General features: G+C 67.6%; 23 protein-coding genes. 16 read left to right on the top strand and 7 right to left on the bottom strand.

Annotated features, from left to right (window positions below; translation table 11 throughout):
* Positions 1–28: 28 nt before the first annotated feature.
* Entirely contained in the window at positions 29–562 is a 534-nt protein-coding gene (locus tag AO398_RS25750; RefSeq protein WP_058195006.1) for a cupin domain-containing protein, read from the top strand.
* Positions 563–598: 36 nt separating this feature from the next.
* Entirely contained in the window at positions 599–1,945 is a 1,347-nt protein-coding gene (locus AO398_RS25745; RefSeq protein ID WP_058195005.1) for an LLM class flavin-dependent oxidoreductase, read from the top strand.
* Positions 1,946–1,979: 34 nt separating this feature from the next.
* Here the strand turns inward: AO398_RS25745 and AO398_RS25740 are convergent, their stop codons facing one another.
* Positions 1,980–2,342, bottom strand: a complete 363-nt coding sequence (locus AO398_RS25740; RefSeq protein ID WP_058195004.1) for a DUF6481 family protein — start codon at positions 2,340–2,342, stop codon at positions 1,980–1,982.
* A 99-nt stretch (positions 2,343–2,441) separates the two neighbouring features.
* The gene (locus AO398_RS25735) at positions 2,442–2,651 is read right to left on the bottom strand and encodes a cold-shock protein (protein WP_058195003.1); all 210 of its coding nucleotides are present in this window, start codon (positions 2,649–2,651) and stop codon (positions 2,442–2,444) included.
* Positions 2,652–3,311: 660 nt separating this feature from the next.
* Here AO398_RS25735 and groES point away from each other — a divergent pair.
* The 5 genes from groES to AO398_RS25710 all read left to right on the top strand — a co-directional run bounded on the left by groES (position 3,312) and on the right by AO398_RS25710 (position 6,681).
* Positions 3,312–3,599: a co-chaperone GroES gene (gene groES, locus AO398_RS25730; RefSeq protein WP_007565402.1), complete on the top strand. Its 288-nt coding sequence runs from the start codon at positions 3,312–3,314 to the stop codon at positions 3,597–3,599.
* A gap of 90 nt (positions 3,600–3,689) precedes the next feature.
* Positions 3,690–5,333: a chaperonin GroEL gene (groL, locus tag AO398_RS25725; protein ID WP_058195002.1), complete on the top strand. Its 1,644-nt coding sequence runs from the start codon at positions 3,690–3,692 to the stop codon at positions 5,331–5,333.
* A gap of 199 nt (positions 5,334–5,532) precedes the next feature.
* Entirely contained in the window at positions 5,533–5,877 is a 345-nt protein-coding gene (locus AO398_RS25720) for a hypothetical protein (RefSeq protein WP_058195001.1), read from the top strand.
* Between the two features lie 107 nt (positions 5,878–5,984).
* Positions 5,985–6,221 carry a DUF6522 family protein gene (locus AO398_RS25715; RefSeq protein ID WP_058195088.1) on the top strand — a complete coding sequence of 79 codons (237 nt, stop codon included), beginning with the start codon at positions 5,985–5,987 and terminating at the stop codon, positions 6,219–6,221.
* Positions 6,222–6,312: 91 nt separating this feature from the next.
* Positions 6,313–6,681, top strand: a complete 369-nt coding sequence (locus tag AO398_RS25710; RefSeq protein WP_058195000.1) for a hypothetical protein — start codon at positions 6,313–6,315, stop codon at positions 6,679–6,681.
* A 114-nt stretch (positions 6,682–6,795) separates the two neighbouring features.
* Here AO398_RS25710 and AO398_RS25705 read toward each other — a convergent pair whose 3' ends face one another.
* The 3 genes from AO398_RS25705 to AO398_RS25700 form a co-directional block, all read right to left on the bottom strand.
* Positions 6,796–7,341, bottom strand: coding sequence for a hypothetical protein (locus AO398_RS25705; protein WP_058194999.1), 546 nt, complete (start codon positions 7,339–7,341; stop codon positions 6,796–6,798).
* 63 nt (positions 7,342–7,404) lie between these two features.
* Positions 7,405–7,572, bottom strand: a complete 168-nt coding sequence (locus AO398_RS28865) for a hypothetical protein (RefSeq protein WP_160329358.1) — start codon at positions 7,570–7,572, stop codon at positions 7,405–7,407.
* Between the two features lie 31 nt (positions 7,573–7,603).
* Positions 7,604–8,512 carry a hypothetical protein gene (locus AO398_RS25700; RefSeq protein ID WP_244498890.1) on the bottom strand — a complete coding sequence of 303 codons (909 nt, stop codon included), beginning with the start codon at positions 8,510–8,512 and terminating at the stop codon, positions 7,604–7,606.
* 99 nt (positions 8,513–8,611) lie between these two features.
* Between AO398_RS25700 and AO398_RS25695 the strand changes: the two genes are divergently transcribed.
* The 4 genes from AO398_RS25695 (at position 8,612) to AO398_RS25680 (ending at position 10,804) form a co-directional block, all read left to right on the top strand.
* The gene (locus tag AO398_RS25695) at positions 8,612–8,896 is read left to right on the top strand and encodes a hypothetical protein (protein ID WP_058194998.1); all 285 of its coding nucleotides are present in this window, start codon (positions 8,612–8,614) and stop codon (positions 8,894–8,896) included.
* 220 nt (positions 8,897–9,116) lie between these two features.
* Positions 9,117–9,431 (top strand): hypothetical protein, encoded by a 315-nt coding sequence (locus AO398_RS25690; protein WP_082643450.1) that lies wholly within the window; start codon positions 9,117–9,119, stop codon positions 9,429–9,431.
* 503 nt (positions 9,432–9,934) lie between these two features.
* Positions 9,935–10,234 (top strand): hypothetical protein, encoded by a 300-nt coding sequence (locus AO398_RS25685; protein ID WP_058194997.1) that lies wholly within the window; start codon positions 9,935–9,937, stop codon positions 10,232–10,234.
* Positions 10,235–10,543: 309 nt separating this feature from the next.
* A complete protein-coding gene (locus tag AO398_RS25680) occupies positions 10,544–10,804 on the top strand; it encodes a hypothetical protein (RefSeq protein WP_058194996.1) in 261 nt (86 codons plus the stop codon).
* A 33-nt stretch (positions 10,805–10,837) separates the two neighbouring features.
* Here AO398_RS25680 and AO398_RS25675 read toward each other — a convergent pair whose 3' ends face one another.
* Positions 10,838–11,797: a helix-turn-helix domain-containing protein gene (locus AO398_RS25675; RefSeq protein ID WP_058194995.1), complete on the bottom strand. Its 960-nt coding sequence runs from the start codon at positions 11,795–11,797 to the stop codon at positions 10,838–10,840.
* A 349-nt stretch (positions 11,798–12,146) separates the two neighbouring features.
* Positions 12,147–14,597, bottom strand: coding sequence for an EAL domain-containing protein (locus AO398_RS25670; RefSeq protein WP_058194994.1), 2,451 nt, complete (start codon positions 14,595–14,597; stop codon positions 12,147–12,149).
* Between the two features lie 524 nt (positions 14,598–15,121).
* Here AO398_RS25670 and AO398_RS25665 point away from each other — a divergent pair.
* The 5 genes from AO398_RS25665 to AO398_RS25650 all read left to right on the top strand — a co-directional run bounded on the left by AO398_RS25665 (position 15,122) and on the right by AO398_RS25650 (position 17,167).
* Entirely contained in the window at positions 15,122–15,382 is a 261-nt protein-coding gene (locus AO398_RS25665) for a hypothetical protein (RefSeq protein WP_058194993.1), read from the top strand.
* 159 nt (positions 15,383–15,541) lie between these two features.
* Positions 15,542–15,826, top strand: a complete 285-nt coding sequence (locus AO398_RS25660; RefSeq protein WP_058194992.1) for a hypothetical protein — start codon at positions 15,542–15,544, stop codon at positions 15,824–15,826.
* 75 nt (positions 15,827–15,901) lie between these two features.
* Positions 15,902–16,189, top strand: a complete 288-nt coding sequence (locus AO398_RS25655; RefSeq protein ID WP_058194991.1) for a hypothetical protein — start codon at positions 15,902–15,904, stop codon at positions 16,187–16,189.
* 534 nt (positions 16,190–16,723) lie between these two features.
* Complete coding sequence (locus AO398_RS28625; protein ID WP_152997660.1) at positions 16,724–16,885, top strand: YqaE/Pmp3 family membrane protein; 162 nt, start codon at positions 16,724–16,726, stop codon at positions 16,883–16,885.
* A 30-nt stretch (positions 16,886–16,915) separates the two neighbouring features.
* Positions 16,916–17,167 carry a hypothetical protein gene (locus AO398_RS25650; RefSeq protein ID WP_058194990.1) on the top strand — a complete coding sequence of 84 codons (252 nt, stop codon included), beginning with the start codon at positions 16,916–16,918 and terminating at the stop codon, positions 17,165–17,167.
* Positions 17,168–17,227: the final 60 nt, after the last annotated feature.

Here is a 17,227-nt window from a genome sequence, read left to right as displayed (position 1 = left end):
GCACGTACCCGGATCGGAGGTCCTGACGATGCACGATAGCGGCGACGGCCATACCCACGATCACCACGCCGACGACCACGGGGCCGGGGATGGGGCGCCCGAGGCGGCGCGCTGGAAGCATGACGGCGTGCGGGTGATCCCGGGCGACCAACTCGACAGCAACACCGCGCAGACCCCGGGCATGTTCCGGCAGGCGGCGGTGAACGCCGCAAGGGTCGGGGCCCAGAAGATCTGGGCCGGCACGGTGGCGATCCAGCCCGACGCCAAGACCGGCGTGCACCATCACGGCGCCCTGGAGAGCGTGATCTACGTGGTCTCCGGCCGCGCCCGGATGCGCTGGGGCGAGCGGCTCGAATACGTAGCCGAGGCCGGTCCGGGCGACTTCATCTTCGTGCCGCCTTTCGTGCCCCACCAGGAGATCAACGCCTCCACGGACGAACCCCTGCACTGCGTGCTGGTGCGCTCGGACAACGAGGCCGTGGTGGTCAACATCCCGGATGTCGAGCCGGTGGAGCGGCCCGAATCCGTCCACTGGGTCGACCCGATCCACAAGCACCCGTGAGCCTCTGCGGAGCGCAGCCATGAATCGGGCAGAGCCATGAGTCGAGACCGCCAGCTGCATCTCGGCGCGTTCATGCGCCCGGTGGGGATCCACACGGCCTGGTGGCGCTATCCCGGCGGCTACCCGGACGCCAACTTCAACTTCGAGCACCTGACGCATTTCGCCCGGCGGCTGGAGGCGGCGAAGTTCGACGCCTTCTTCATGGCCGACCATCTGGCGGTGATGAACATGCCGATGGCGGCGCTACGCCGCTCGGCCACCGTGACCTCGTTCGATCCGCTGACGCTGCTGCCGGCTTTGGCCGCCCTCACGTCACGGATCGGGCTGATCGCCACGGCCTCGACCACCTACAACGAGCCCTACCATGTGGCCCGGAAGTTCGCCTCCCTCGACCACATCTCGAAGGGTCGGGCCGGCTGGAACCTCGTCACCTCGGGCAACCCGGACGAGGCGCTGAATTTCGGCCGCGACGCGCATCTTGACCACGCGGTGCGCTACGCCCGAGCGCGCGAGTTCTACGACGTGGTCACCGGCCTGTGGGATTCCTGGGCGGACGACGCCTTCCTGATGGATCCGGAGAGCGGCCTCTTCTTTGATTCCAACAAGCTGCACGTCCTCGACCACCGGGGCGAATTTCTGAAGGTGAAGGGCCCGCTCAACATCGCCCGGCCGGTGCAGGGCTGGCCGGTGATCGTCCAGGCCGGCGCGTCCGAGGCCGGAAAGCACATTGCGGCCGAGACCGCCGAGATGGTGTTCGGCGCCAGCCCCACCCCGGAGGCCGCGCAGGCCTACTATTCCGACGTGAAGGGCCGGATGCCGGCGCTGGGGCGCGATCCCGACCACCTGAAGATCCTGCCCGGCGCCCTGGTGATCCTGGGCGAGACCGAGGCCGAGGCGCAGGCCAAGCGGGCGCGCCTCGACGACCTGGTCCATCCCGACAGTGGGCTCGCCAACCTGTCGGTGCGGCTTGGGGTCGACGCCTCCAGCTTCGATCTCAACGCGCCCCTGCCCGAGATCCCCGAGACCAACGCCAGCAAGACCAGCCAGGCGCAACTCCTCGACTATGCCCGCCGGACCGGCGCCACCGTGCGCGACCTCGCCCGCAAGGTCGGCGCCTATGCCGGGCTCCATTTCGTGGGGACGCCCGCGCAGGTTGCGGACCGGATGGAGGAATGGCTGGAGGGGCGCGGCTGCGACGGCTTCAACGTCATGGTCCCGTTCGTGCCCGAGGGACTCGACGACGTGGTCGACACACTCGTGCCGGAACTGCAGCGGCGCGGCCTGTTCCGGCGCGACTATGCCGGCACGACGCTGCGCGACCATCTCGGCCTGCCGCGCCCGCCGAACCGGTTCTTTGCATCGGAGGCGCCGGGGCGCGCGTGATGGAGAGCCGCGTCGGCGGCGCTCCGCGCGGTGCTTACCGCTTCACCTTGGCCTTGCGAGCGGCGAAGCGGGCATCGCGGGTCGCCTTCTGCTCGGCGGCCAACGCGGCCTGGCGCTCGACCTTCTCGGCGGCCTGACGGACGATCTCGGCCGCCGCGCGCTCCTGCTCCGCGAGTTCTTCCGCCGCGCGAACCGCCTCGGCGGCGGTACGGGCCGCTTCCCGCTCGCTCACCCGAACTTCGCGGGCTTCCACGACGGCTTGGCGCTCGGCCTGCCGGGCGAGCACGGCCGGATCGTCCGCCGGGGGGCGTGCACGGAACTGGGCCAGCCGCTCTTCCTTGGCCTTCGCGCCGGCCTCGAGACGATCAGCGAGCTGCGTTTCTTTGAATTGACCCACGTATTCTCCTCGCGCGCCGCAGCGCGGGTATCAGAAACAGAAGAAGCCGCTCCACACAGGGAACGGCTTCGAAACGCGTCCTCGTAAGAGGCGCTAGGTTCAGGCGGCCTGGAGGCTGCCGGCAGACTGCTTGCCGCTGCGACGGTCGGTTTCCATCTCGTAGGAAATCTTCTGACCTTCGATCAGGTTGCGCATGCCGGCGCGCTCGACAGCCGAGATGTGCACGAACACGTCCTTGCCGCCGTCATCAGGCTGGATGAAGCCGAAGCCCTTGGTCTCGTTGAACCACTTAACGGTGCCGATGCTCATAAATATTCCAACTGCTTTAGAGCATGATGCGAGACACCGGAGACCGGTCGCCCGAGATCATCATGCGGTAACAAAGGTCCAGGGCCTGCTGCTGTTGCGCTGCACCTGCAGCGAACGCTGGACGATCGAATAGGGCGAGCGCGTGCATGGCATGCGCCCGTCCGTGGTCGTCGAAAATGGGAGAGATGCAGAGCGCTCGCCCTGTTGTGGCGAGACGGCCGAATATCTGGCCAAAGATCGATTTATGATCTTTACCGCATCGGCGGGATAATCACAATCACAAAAGGGGCGTTCAGAAATTCAATGCGCAGCGCCGATGGTTCGCGATCTTTCTGCGCTTCTGTTCTGGTATAGAAATGAAGATCTCGGCGCCGCCTATTGCAGAGCCCCGCGCGACCATATGCCGGTTCTGAGGTGGGGATTCGGGTTGCAGTTGTCGGCGCGACCTCCATCGGCTCCCGGTGGCTGGTGGGGGGACGGGCCGCTGTGAAAAACCCCGTCTGCGGCCCATCGCTCGTGAGACACGTTAGCACTCTTGCGCATTGAGTGCTAAGACAGCGGTCGACCCGGCGCGGGCGATTCGGTCCGCCGCCGCCTTTCCCGTGCAGGCTCCGTCATGTCGACGCGAGGCCCGCAGGCGGGACGAACAGGATGCCAAACATGAAGTTTCGCCCGTTGCACGACCGCGTGGTGCTCCGCCGCATCGAGGGCGAGGAGAAGACCAAGGGGGGGATCATCATCCCCGATACGGTCAAGGAGAAGCCGCAGGAGGGCGAGGTCGTCGCCGTCGGGCCGGGCGCGCGCGACGAGGCCGGCAAGATCAATCCCCTCGAGGTGAAGCCCGGCGACCGCGTGCTGTTCGGCAAGTGGTCCGGCACGGAGGTCAAGATCGACGGTCAGGACCTCCTGATCATGAAGGAATCCGACATCATGGGCGTCGTCGCCTAAGGGCGTCCGCCCGGACCAACGCTCCCAAAGCCCTTCGAGGCGCCCGCACCGGTGTGCCTCGGGGCCGAACGACAACAGAAGAGACATTCCATGTCAGCCAAAGACGTACGTTTTTCTGTCGATGCCCGCGAGAAGATGCTGCGCGGCGTCGAGCTGCTCGCCAGCGCCGTGAAGGTCACGCTCGGTCCGAAGGGCCGCAACGTCGTGATCGAGAAGAGCTTCGGCGCCCCGCGCATCACCAAGGACGGCGTCACCGTCGCCAAGGAGATCGAACTCGCCGACAAGTTCGAGAACATGGGCGCCCAGATGGTGCGCGAAGTGGCCTCGAAGTCGAGCGACATCGCGGGTGACGGCACCACCACCGCCACCGTGCTGGCCGCCTCCATCGTCCGCGAGGGCGTCAAGTACGTCGCCGCCGGGATGAACCCGATGGACCTGAAGCGCGGCATCGACCTCGCGGTCGCCGCGGTCGTGAAGGACATCAGCGAGCGCTCCCGCAAGGTCGCCTCCTCGGAGGAGATCGCCCAGGTCGGCACGATCTCCGCCAACGGCGACAAGGAGATCGGCGAGATGATCGCCCACGCCATGCAGAAGGTCGGCAACGAGGGCGTGATCACCGTCGAGGAGGCCAAGACCGCCGATACCGAACTCGATGTCGTCGAGGGCATGCAGTTCGACCGTGGCTACCTCTCCCCGTATTTCATCACCAATGCGGAGAAGATGGTCGCCGATCTCGAGGATCCCTACATCCTGATCCACGAGAAGAAGCTGTCGTCGCTGCAGGCGATGCTGCCGGTGCTCGAGGCCGTGGTCCAGACAGGCAAGCCGCTGCTGATCATCGCCGAGGACATCGAGGGCGAGGCCCTGGCCACCCTCGTGGTGAACAAGCTCCGCGGCGGCCTGAAGGTCGCGGCCGTGAAGGCGCCGGGCTTCGGCGACCGCCGCAAGGCGATGCTCGAGGACATCGCGATCCTCACGAAGGGCCAGATGATCGCCGAGGATCTCGGGATCAAGCTCGAGAACGTGACGCTCGACATGCTCGGCCGCGCCAAGCGCGTGCGGATCGAGAAGGAGACGACCACGATCATCGACGGCATCGGCGAGAAGTCGGACATCGAGGGCCGGATCTCGCAGATTAAGGCGCAGATCGAGGAGACCACCTCGGACTACGACCGCGAGAAGCTGCAGGAGCGTCTGGCCAAGCTCGCGGGCGGCGTCGCGGTGATCCGCGTCGGCGGTTCGACCGAGGTCGAGGTCAAGGAGAAGAAGGATCGCGTCGACGACGCCCTCCACGCCACCCGCGCGGCGGTCGAGGAAGGCATCGTCCCGGGCGGCGGCACCGCGGGGCTGCGCGCCAAGAAGGCCGTGCAGGGTCTCTCGAACGAAAACCCCGACGTCCAGGCCGGCATCAAGATCGTGCTGAAGGCCCTTGAGGCGCCGATCCGTCAGATCGCGTCCAACTCGGGTGTCGAAGGCTCGATCGTGGTCGGCAACATCCTGGCCAATGCGTCCGAAACCTACGGCTTCAACGCCCAGACCGAGGAGTATGTCGACATGCTTCAGGCCGGCATCGTCGACCCGTCCAAGGTTGTCCGGGCGGCACTGCAGGGCGCGGCCTCCGTGGCCGGTCTGCTGGTGACCACCGAGGCGATGATCTCCGAGCTGCCGCGCAAGGAAGCCCCGGCCATGCCGGGCGGCGGCGGTATGGGCGGCATGGGCGGTATGGATTTCTAAAGCCACCTCCGACGAAGACACGACGGTCCGACGCAGCACCAAAGCTGCGCCGGACCGTCATCCTCGGGACGGCGGCCCGGCGCGGCGATGCGCCGATCCGGGCCGGGCGTTCAAAGCCTTCGACGCAGCCGTAACTTCATCGTGACTGCACCGAGCGGGCCGATGCGGGTTGCCCCCCGGAGCTGGTCGGGAGGTTTTCATGGGCGCAGGCGTTGATCCGGATGTGAACAGGATAGCGATCCGCACAGGGATCGCCGCTGTGCTGGCTCTGATGGCCATCGTCATGGCCCCCGCCACGGCCTGGGCGTGGGGCGTCCCCGGATGCACCAACCTTCCCGAATACAATCGCGCCCTTGGCGCCCTTCAGGGCATGACCAGCGCCTGTGACATGAGCGTCGAGCGGGCCCGCGCGGTCATCGCGGAGCATGACGGCGTGCCCGTGGCCCAACCACCCGTCGCCTCGCCGCCCCGGGTCCAGGCTCGGCGGCGCCCGGGACGCACGCACCACAAATCGGCCCGCCACCGGCGCCCCGCCGAGCGCTGACGCAGGCCTCTCTGCGCCCAAGCCGGTCCGGCTTCCCATCGGGGACTGACGGTCCTAGCGTCGGTCCCACGCCCGTATGCAAAGCCGAGTGAATGGAGGGGCTCTCCGTGCGGCTCGATCTCGGTCACAAGGGCGATTGGATCGTCGATCCCCGTGAGCTCGCTTCGCGTTTGGGCGTCAGCATGGCTGCGCTCAAGCGTCATGAGCGCCTCGGGCAGGTCGAGGCCCGGATTAAGTCCGGCTCCGGAACCGATCAGACCTGCGTGACGGTACGCCTGCACGGCAAGGGCTGGCGGGGAACCTTCGACGGGAGCGGTGCGCTCATCGCGGAAGAGCAGTGGTGAGCCCGGATCTGCGTCAAGAAAGCCGCTGCATTCGGGCAATGCGTGGTACAGCTCTCAAGAGTTTCCGTGCCCGCTGCCCTAGAGGACTGACATGAACGCCTTCAGATGGCTTATAGCCAAGGTTATCGGCGTCCTGTTCTCGCAGACGATCGACCACAAGAACCGCAAAGCAGCCTCCGAAAAGGAGGGCGGTACTTACGATGCCGGTCAAGCTTACCAATCGGCCGGGTTCGAGGGCGATTACCACGCCGCGACCACTCTGCTGAAGCAGCGGATGAACAAGAACTTTCCGGACAATTTCCACGCCCGGTTGGGCTCGCAGACCAACAGCATGTACGATTACGGCGAGGACCGCGCGGGCGCCGTCGACACGGCTTCGACCGCGATCGCGATGGCGCTGCGGAACGGCGCGACGGTCAGCCAAGCCGCGGAAGCCGGGGCGGCGAGCGTCGGAATCTGAGGCGCCGAGGGGCGGAGACACTGCCTGGCCTCGGGACTCCCGACGCCGATCGGAGCACCGCCGGAGATCACGGTCTCCGGCGGTATTCAGTGTCATGGCGAGATGGCGCTCGGCCTACCAAAGATGGCGCGGCAATCGGCGCTTCCAGCGCTCGCCGGCCTTCAGGGTGTCGGATTGCCGGGAGAGGCGGATCGGACGCACTGGCATCGCTGTCGGTTGAGCCGGCGCGGCCGTCACCGGAGCGGGTGTGCCCGTCGCCTGGCGTGTCGCCGCCGGTGCTGCGACGACAGCCGGCCGTGCCACCTCGGCGACCGGCTTCGGTGCGCGCTTGGTTGCCGTCGCCGGCTTGGCGCGGCGCACCCGCGGAAGGCGCTCGATCGACGGGGCCTCGTCTGCCTCCGCCGCTTCGGGCTCGCTGGCGAACATCGGCATGAGGCTCGGCAGCACTCGCCGGGCCGGGGGGGGCTCAGGCTGCGTCGGCTCGGCCTGGACGGCGGGCGCGAACAGCGCCTCGGCCGGCTTGTCGGCGGTGACCGCGGGAATGTCCCACCAGAGATCGTGGTTTTCGCGGGATCGCGTCGGTGCGTCGACCAGTGCGACACGAGAGGTGCGGGTATGCTTGACTTCGACCGTGAACGGCCGCGCGCTCCGGCGCTTCATGTGTGCGGAATTCCTGAAAACAACGTGCCTAACGGCTCAAAATGCGCAGGCAACGTTTGAACATCATACGGGAACGAACCGCGCGTTGTCGAGCGCAGAGATCAACAATCCTGTTTGCGCACCATAGGCTTTTGGGATGACCTCAAGTGCCTGCGCAACGTCGCATTGTTGAAGTACTGGGTTTGTGAGCTTCGCGATGGCTGCGTCGGCCCGACACAGGTCGGCGTTCATGCCGCGCCCGTGTCCGCCAAGCATGAGCATGTCAGGCGCATAGCCACGATGAGGTCAGCCATTGGCCGAGAACGGGGGCCGTTTCGCATGCGGTGCAGAAGCGTGTCCTGCCGAAGATGAAGGACCAGAGGTTCGGCGGCGCTGCACGGTCTCGCGGATATGGGTGATGAGCAGGGCGACGCGGCGCATCTCGACGCTCTCCGTCCGCCCGTACGCCTCCGCCCGGTTCGCCGCCCCCGATCCCCTGCGCAGGGCCGTGAACAGCGGCAGCCATACGGCGCTGCCGACGGAAACCACGACAAACACCGAACCGATCTGCCGGCTCCGTGCGGCTTCGGTGAGCTGATCGATGGTCGGGACCTTCCGGTGCACGCTCGCCGGGGGCGCCGAAATGGGTCAGGATCGGATCGAGCAGGCGGGGATCGAGCTTCCGCCCGTCGAGGAGCCCGACGGTGCTGCCCTTGAGCTTCGCCACGCTGTCGACGGTGCTGCCTCCAGGTGCAACGAAGACGATTGCGTCGCGGCGCAGGATCACCAGGGTCTGCCCGTCCTTTGGAGCGGCATCGCTGCGAACCAGGGTCAGCTGGGTCTCACTCGTGTCGAGGGCTGCCGCCGTCCCGAGACGATCCGGTTCGTAGATCGTCCGGATGCGCACCCGGGGGGGCTGGTTCTCGAAAAGCTGGGTCAAGGCCTGGGCCGCCTGCCGGTCCTCCTCACTGGTCTTCGCGACCGCGATGTCGAGCGAGAGCAGTCCGAGCAGAAGATGGATGAGCGCGGCGACGGCGGCAGCCCCGGCGATCACGCAGAGGGCGATGACAGTCGTATGCGAACGCCGGACGATCATCGCCGCACTGGTCTGCCACACCGGAACTATAACAAAAGGACATTGTGGAGGCTCCCTTGTCGGTTGAAGCCACGCACCGCTGGCCGGCAGCGACATCGTGCGCGATCGGGGGGCCTGGATTGTGAACCAGAGGCAGGCTCGCGGGCTTCTCCATGAGCCAAGGCGATCCTTCCGGGTCGAGGCAGAAAGAACCTCATGCGCATCCCCAGTCTTGCGGCGCTCTCCGGCGTCGGCCTTGCCATCCTGTGCCTGCCGGCTGCGGCCGTTCCCGCCGGCCCTGGGGCCGGCGCGTCATCGCCGTCCGACATGTTCACCCCGGTTCGGATGCGCCACCACCGCACGCGCCGGCCGTCGATGCAGCGGACGCAGCGGATGTATCCCGGTGCCAGCTTCGTTCGGAACACCACCCGCGGCGCGCCGGCGGGCAGCAGCGGCGGCAATGGGACGACCGGCAGCTACGCCGCGCCCAGCGGAAAATAGTCTGTTTGGATGCAGATCGATCGGCCCGCCCGGCTCCGGCCGCGGCGGGCTTTTTCGTGGCTGCACCTGCATCGGCTCCCGATCTTGGAGCGCAGGATGGAGATGGTGCAGCCGCTGACGCCCGAAGCCGATCAACCGGAAACCCTGGCTTCCATCGTACGTTTTGGCCCGGAGGCCCTGTGCAACGCGCGCACGAGGCCGACATGCCGAGGAGACCAGGATGCGTCATGCCATCCTTGCTGTTCTTGCCCTGACGGCTGCAACCCCGTCCCTTGCTCAAACGAAGACCGGTCCCGCCCCGATTACGCAGCCTGGACCGCCCCGCCAGATCGCGCCCGGCACACCGGAGGGGACCGTCGTCATCCCCGGCAGCGGCGAGAACAGCGGCCCGGGCAGCACGGCCGTCATCGCTCCGACGGGCACGGGTGCGGCGACCATAACGACCGATACGGCAGCGGGCGGAAATGCCGGCCAGCCCGAGCGCGGCGTTCCCCAGACGGGCGGCGGCGGTGGCGGCGACAATGGCGGCGGCTGATCGGTCGGTGCCGAGCACGCAGTAGCCTCCAAGTTCCCGGCCCCCCCGTCCGTTGACGGGATCTAGCCGCCACCCCCGCCACCGCCACCCGTCCCGGGACCGCCGAGATTGCCGTCCTTGTTCGGCGTATTCCAGTGAATGATGCCGTCGTCCGGGGGGCGCGGCGTCGTGGTCGGCGGTCGTGGAACGCCGAATTGCGGTGCTACCGTCACTCCGCGGCGCTGTGATCTGTCGGTGCGAACACGGTGAGCGACTGCGGGCGTGCTGCCCAAGACCGCAAGCGCGAGGACGAGCCATTTCACCAGCGCGCTCATCATGACCACTCCCCACCCTGTGGAACGCGCCGCCCGGAGGGATCGCCGCCGGGGCGCGGACGTCGCGCGGGAGCTGGGCACATCCGCGGGAGGCCGTTGAAGGTCACTTCGTCAGGAACGGTCTGAGCGGCCATCGGGTTTCCCCCAAGCCGGGGGCGCGCCTCAGCAACCGCGGCGAGGAGAGAATCCGTGTTCAAAGTCCCGACGCTGACGGGTGGCCTGTTCGCCGCCAGCCTGTTTCTCGCGCCACTCCCGGCCGCCGCGGCCCACATCGGCCTCGGCGCCGTCGCCGAACCTGCGCCGACTTTGGAGCATGTCCAGTACGGCTACGGTGGACCCCGCTTCGGACCCGGCTTCGGCGGTCGCCGCCATGGCTATGGCGGCCCGCGCTTCCGGGGGCGCGGCTACGGCTATGGCCGCGGGTACGGGCGTGGTTACGGTTATGGCCGGCCGCACGGCTATGGCTATGGCCGTCGCGGCGGCTTCTGACCGCGTTCGATCCGGATCCTGACGATCTTCAGCCCGCCCGGCCCCAGGCCGCGGCGGGCTTCTTCGTGCGTGAGCGGTCCCGGCTCGGGACGATCGATCCCGCGGTACCCGCACGGCCTGCTAACCGGGGCGCGTCATCCTGCATTCACGAGCCGCGTTGCGTATCGGCTCGACCGCTGGTGAGATCGGACGCTCCCCCGCCCCGTGACCAGATCGGGGTGGGGCCGAGCGGCCGGTCCACCCGGCGCTCACGCCTTCGTCATCGTCGTGGTCTTAAAACGGCCGAATCTCCGCTGCCCGGATTCCTGCATGCGTCTGACCTTCGCCACCCTCCTCGTTTGCTGCGCCACGGCCGCCTGCGCCGGGGAACCGCTCCTGGACGGTCCGGTCATGGGCGGCGGCTTCGGCATGAGCGGCTCTGACTATTACGGCGATATCCGCAGCCGGATGCCATTCACCCAGGAGGCCTCGCCCCGGCCGGTCGGCATTGCCGATGTCGAGCGCGCGCGGGCAACGCGGACACGCGCGGAGGCGCGATACCCGGCGCGGCGGCGCTTGCCCCACGGCTAAGCCGGCCGGAGCGGATCGCCCGGGATCGATCGCCTATGACGCCTTGAGGAGAGACTCGGTCCGGTATTCGCTCGGGGTCTTGCCGTACTGTGCCTTGAAGCGGCGGGCGAAATGGGCCTGGCTGGCGAAACCGCAGCCATAGGCCAGGGTGCCGATCGGCAGGTGCCGGACGCCCGGGTCGATCAGGCGCTTGGCTGCGGCCTCAAGCCGACGCTGCCAGATCCAGTCCGAGATGTGCTGGCCGTGCTCGCTGAACAGCTCCTGGAGCCGCCGCAGCGACACGCCGACTGCGGCGGCGAGTTGGGACGGGCCGAGCGTCGGATCGCCGAGGTTGGCCTCGACGAACGTTTTGGCGCGCTGGACCACGACGGTGCCGTGCAGCGGTTGCGGGACGTCCTTGGCCAGGCGCTCGGCTATGCTGGCTACGATCAGGTCGACGCCGACCGAGGCCATGCGGTCGGCCGCCTCAGGGGCGAGCCGATCGCCCAGGCGGACCAGTTCCTCGAAGAACGTTCGCGCCAGGGAGGTGGAGCCCAGCTCCGCCCCTATCCTGAGGGCCGTGTAGTGCCGGGTCGACCCGAGTACGCTCTCCAGCCGTTCGCGTGGCAGCTCCACGAACAGGACTTGAGCCCCTGCGCTCGTCGTCAGCACCATTGGCCGCTTGTCGAGGATGTAGAGGTCGCCGGTGCTCAACACGGCGTCGCGACCGTCCTGAAAGCTGTTCGAGGTGCCCGCGAGCTTGAAGGCTGCCGTAGCCATGCCTTCGCGGCCCTGACGCCAGGCTCCGAACTTCCTGACCTCGGTGCGCAGGGCACTCTGCGACATGCGCGTCACCAGGAGCGGGCCGATGGCGCTGTTCTCGACCTTGGCCTCGAACGGCGCATCGTCGAGGTGCCGCAGGTCGACGTTCGCTTTCTGCACCTCGAGCGCTTCACGCCAACGCTTGAAGCTGTGCCGGGCATCAAGCCCCTCAGTCGAAAACACGATCTGCATTAAATGTACGTAAGTACTCGCGATGCGTAACGGCGTGAGCCTCGCTATCGCATGCAATCCAAGATTTCAAATATCTAGTCGTTGTAATCTATGATTGTCTTTTGGCGCACGCATCGCGCGGGCGCCGCTATTTTGTATCGCTGAGGTTTCGTTGCCGATCGCAGATCGGCGACCGGTCTGGATCGGACACGGAACCTTGAACCGCGACCACGCGGCTTATGCGCGGCGTGTGGCCTACCCGCGACGCAGCCACCCAGCGTGGGACCTTGCCTTCCTGTTACTGTCCGCCGAACCGCGCGTCCCGCGCGCGGTTTCTTCCATCGCCTCCCAGGCGAACACGACGCCCGGGTCAGGCCCTCGCCCGGGCGATGCAGGCGATCTGTTCGGGGTGATCCGGAAAACAAAGCATCTCCGCATAGTCGCTGATCGGCTGGGGCTTGCCGAACAGGTAGCCCTGCATCTCTCCGCAGGCTTCATCCGCCAGGAACCGCCGCTGGGCGGCGGTCTCGACCCCCTCGGCAACGACGCCCATCCGCAGGCTCCGGCCCAGGCTGAGCACCGCACGCACGATCACGGCGGCCTGCGGGTCGACGCCGAGCTGGGCCACGAACGAGCGGTCGATCTTCATCTTGTCGAACGGGAAGGCCTGCAGGGTCGCCAGCGACGCGTAGCCGGTGCCGAAATCGTCCATGCTGATCCGGACGCCGAACCCCTTCAGGCGCCGGAGGATGCTGATCGCCCGTGCCATGTCGTTGATGATGACGCTCTCCGTCACCTCCAGCTCCAGCCGGTTCGGCGACAGGCCGGTCTGCGCCAGCACGGCGAGCACGGTCTCGGGCAGGTCCGGCTTCTGGAACTGCCGCGGCGACAGGTTGACCGCCACCTTCAGGGACGGTGCCCAGGTCGCGGCCTCGCGACAGGCCTCACGGAGCACCCAGTCGCCGAGCGCAATGATCAGACCGGTCTCCTCGGCCAGGGGCACGAACACGCTGGGCGGGATCTGGCCGCGTACGGGATGCGTCCAGCGCACCAGGGCCTCGAACCCCACCAGCATGCCCGATGCGCCGTCGACCTGCGGCTGGTAGTGCAGGCTCAGGGCATCGTCCGCCAGGGCCTGGCGCAGGTCGCTCTCCAGCACCCGGCGCTCCTCCGCCTCCTCGTCCATGTCGGACGCGAACACCCGGTAGGTGCCCCGGCCCTCGGCCTTGGCCCGGTAGAGGGCGAGGTCGGCTCGCCGGTACAGGCATTCCGCGCTCGTCCCGTGCTCCGGCGCCAGGGCGATGCCGACGCTCAGGCCGACGGCGATCCGCTGCTCGCCGACCCAAAGCGGCGTTTCGAACAGGCCGATGAGGCGCTCGGCGATGTCGATTGCCTCCGCGCGGTCGCCGGTGAGCAGGACGGCGAACTCGTCGCCCCCTAAGCGCGCCACGACGCCGTCGCCCACCGCCGATCGCAACCGGTCCGCTACACTGCGCAACAGATTGTCGCCCGCCTGGTGACCGAGCGTGTCGTTCACGCCCTTGAAGCCGTCGAGGTCGAGATAGAGGACAGACCCGGTGCCGCCCCGGACGGCGATATCGGCGAGCCGCGCATCGAGGTACTCACGGAACAGGCCGCGGTTCGGCAGGCCGGTGAGGATGTCGTGCCGGGCGAGGCGCGCCACCTCGGCCTCCGCGGCCTTGCGCTGGGTGATGTCGGTAAACGTCCGTACGAAGCCACCATCCTGAAGGGGCACGGTCCGGATCTCGAGCACGATGCCGTTCGGACGCACGCGCTCGTGGACATGGGCCTGTTCCAGCCCGCCGCGCTCGATCCAGTCCCGGTACGACCGGTCGGTCCGGTTGCGCTCGCGGTGGCGCAGCTGATGGCGCAGGACATCCTTGTAGCTCGGAGCCGCCAGCATCATCGCCCGCGGCAGGTCGAGGAGCACCAGGGCGCGCTCGTTGCAGACCTGAACCAGGCCACGACCGTCCACCATGATCAGCCCCTGGTCCATGCTGTCCAGGGTCATGTCGAGCAGCAACGTCTTCTCGCCCAGGGCGAAGCCCTGGCGGGCGAGGGCGGCGTTGATCGTGCGCAGATGGTCCAGCATCAGGGCGAGCGCCGCGAAGGCCAGGATCACCGCCATCATGACGGCGATGCCACCCGCCACCGCGCCGCGGGCGAGGCCGAGATCCGGGGTTTCCAGCGCCGGATCCGGGACAACGCGCGCCGCCGCCATGGCCAGGAAGTGCAGGCCGGCGATGGCTGCCGTCAGGATTGTGGTTGCGGCTACTCGTGTCCGTGCCTCGCCGCCGCGGACATGGATCACCAGGGCGGCGCCGGAAAGGCCGCAGCCGATCGTCGTGGCGACCAGTGCCAGCGGCAGGTCCCAGTTGAACCGTCCGGGCAGGACCACGCCCGCGATGCCGAGGAAGTGCATGCAAGCGATGCCGCCGCCGAGGATCAGGCCGGCCACCGCCCCGACCCACGGCGCGTCCCCGCGCGCCGCGCTCAGGAGCGTGAAGGCGACAAGAGCGGCTGTGATGGCCACGATGAGTGACAGCAGCGTCGTGGCCATTTCGTAGCCGACGACCACGCCGGGATCGTAGCCGAGCATGCCGATGAAATGGGTGCTCCAGATGCCCGCACCGGCCGAGAAGGCGGCAGCCAGCAGCCAGGCGGGGGCCGAGGCGCCCCCCTTCCGAACGCGCTGTTCGAGCAGCAGGGCGACGTAGCACGAGATCCAGCAGACACAGGCGGCCAGGGGGACCACCCAGGGGGTGTGCTCGTCGGTCAGGCAGGCCAGAGCGCGGTACATCGGAAGCCTCGCCGTGCGGCAACACGGGAGAACGATAGCGCGCCGATACTAATCAGAAGTTGCATATTCGATTGTGATTTCGCCTCAGGTGCTGATTTTCGAGGGGCAATCCCTCTGGCTTTCCGGGGAGTGGTTGCTTTCTGCCAGCAGGATGCGCGGGCTGCGCGCCGGCAAGCCGCTGTCCAGACGGCTATAGTGCTCATCAACGCGGTCATCGTGGCCATCGCTTTCGGCCGCATTGCTCTGGAGGAAGGCGAATTGGCCCGATGGCTGCGCTGACGTGTACAAGCGGGGCGGTTACATGCTTTTGGCGCGCTCCAGCCATGCCCAATGGCTAATGCCGTTGCTTACATGCCTGCGGTACGAGGGCCTTCCTCCCAAGACGACCCCTTCGAGCCCGCTCGGCACCAGCTGCGGCGGGCTCTTTTTCGTTAAGCGTTTGGCCCTACGCCTTGCCGGTGTCCGCGATCCGACGCTCCGCCCGCTGTCAACGGACGCTTTGACGGCATGCTGTGACCGCACGCATGAACAGATTCCTGGCGATCGTTGCGATGCTGATCGTGTGTGCGACCGCGGCGCTGGCTGGGGGCGATCGGCTCGACCTGGGCTGCGAAGATCCGCGGACCACGGGTTCGCTGCCGACCGAAACACAGGGGCCGGCAGTCCTGGGGACTGCCTTCGGCAAGGTCGAAATCACGCCGCCTGAGGAAAGCTGGCAGGAGCAGGCACAGCAGAACGCGGAGCGCCGCCGACGGGAGCGGGCCGAAGGCTGCCCGATCGATTGACGGGCCGGTCTTCACCGCATCCCGTATGGATCCTCGATCCATCTGCCACTTCACGTTGATCAGCCAAGCAATCACCGTCACTGTGGGTTCGGATTTCGGAGGCCGGCGGCGATCCGCGGCGCGCGCCACCCGGCACCTGACGGCGAAGGTCTAGGCAACATGCGGCTACTGACGTTCGGCGCCTTGATGGCGCTCTCGGTCTCGCCGGAGGCGCTGGCCCAGGATCCGCGGGATGTCCCCGTTCAGCGTGATCTCAAGCGGATGGACCGGATCGACAAGCGCCTCGGCCGCGACGGTAGCCGGCCGGTCGATCCGAACGTGACACCGGACAATCCCGACGGCGTCGTCGGCTTCGACGGGCCGCCCTTCAACTACGGCGATCCCGGCGTCATCGATGACGGCCCCCTGCCGCCCGGTTCGCCGGCGGATACGGATGACGAGTAGAGCCCGCTGTTTCGGGCGCTCCCCGCGCTAGGTAGAAGAAGCGCCCTACGGCGATGGGCTCTTAGGGGATCCAGGATGGCACACGAGACACCCGACGCCGATCGTGCCGCCCGTGTGATCGCCGAGAACGTCTACGCAGGGTTCTGCCGGCAGGCGACGATGCCGAACCGCCCGATGGAGGAGCAGACGATCCTGGCGCGGCTCGTCGAGGCGATCCGCCCCCAGATCGGCAGCGGCGCTCCGGGGGCGATCGTCGAGGCGGCCAATGCCACGCTGTCCGCGTGGGAGCAGCGCGATCCCGAGGTTCGGGGGCCGCGCGTCCTCGCGGTAAGTCCGATCGATGGCGCCGTGACCGTCGGGTAAAGCTGGCCCCTCATGCAGAGGGCGGATCCAGGACAATCCGCAGACGCTTTGACGAGGGATACTCGTTTTCCGAGAGTCGGCGCCCACCTGTCTGAATGGTGCTGGCGCCGACGCGTCGTGGCGGCGCCGCTGACGGCTCAGCGTTCGTGATCAGGGACCAGAATGCGTAAGAGTCGGTCGAAATCTGGTTCGTCGCGGCGTGCGCTGCCCGAGAGCCTGACGCAGCATCTCGCGGATCCAAAGGTCAGGGTCCTCAGGACGCCGGACGGACGGCGCCGGCCCTCACGCACGGCGGGGGCGGTCAGGAAGGTTGCCATCTCGCTCGTGACCCTGGCCGTCATCGTGCTGGCCGGGGGACACCTCGTGCATGCATGGTAGCTGCCGACCCGCCCTCCCGGACGGATGCCCCCGTCGGTCTTCATGCACCCCACCGGAGATCCCGGACGAGCAGCCGGCCGCTTCGAGACTCACACGGCAAAGGTCTACCTGAACGGGCCCGGCTCCCTATGTCAGCCGCAAGGAGTCGTTCAACCCATGATCATGATCATCATCTGCTTCCTGGCGCCATGGCTTGCCATGTTCCTGCGCGGGAAGGTTCTTCAGGGCCTTCTGTGCATCCTGCTCCACCTGACGATCATCGGCTGGATCCCGGCGACGATCTGGGCCCTGGCCGTCACCCGCAAAGAAGCGGCCTGACCGGCGACCTGAGACGGAGAGGAGGTCCTGATGCCCCCGAAGCTCACCAAGACGATCATCGGGGCGGTCATCGCCGTCGCCCTCGCGGCCGCGGTTTCCTACGGCGTCATCAGCCAGCAGACCGCCGATCAGATCCAGACCAAGGCGAACCAGACGCTGCAGACCGACCAAACGGGGTCCAATCCCGCGCCGCAGCAGCCCCAGCCTGCGCCGCAGGATCCGAGCCCGCAGGCGCCGCGCCAGCCGGGGGCGTCGCCTCAGCTGCCCGGCCCGCGTCAGTAGCGCCGATGGTGGAGCAGGGGCCAGGAAGTGGGACGTTCGCCGTCCGCTCCTTCCCGGCGC

This window comes from Methylobacterium sp. GXS13, from assembly GCF_001455965.1.
Classification (GTDB): Bacteria; Pseudomonadota; Alphaproteobacteria; order Rhizobiales; family Beijerinckiaceae; genus Methylobacterium.
The sequence above is the reverse complement of the archived record's forward strand: the minus strand, read 5'-3'. Positions and strand labels throughout refer to the sequence as shown.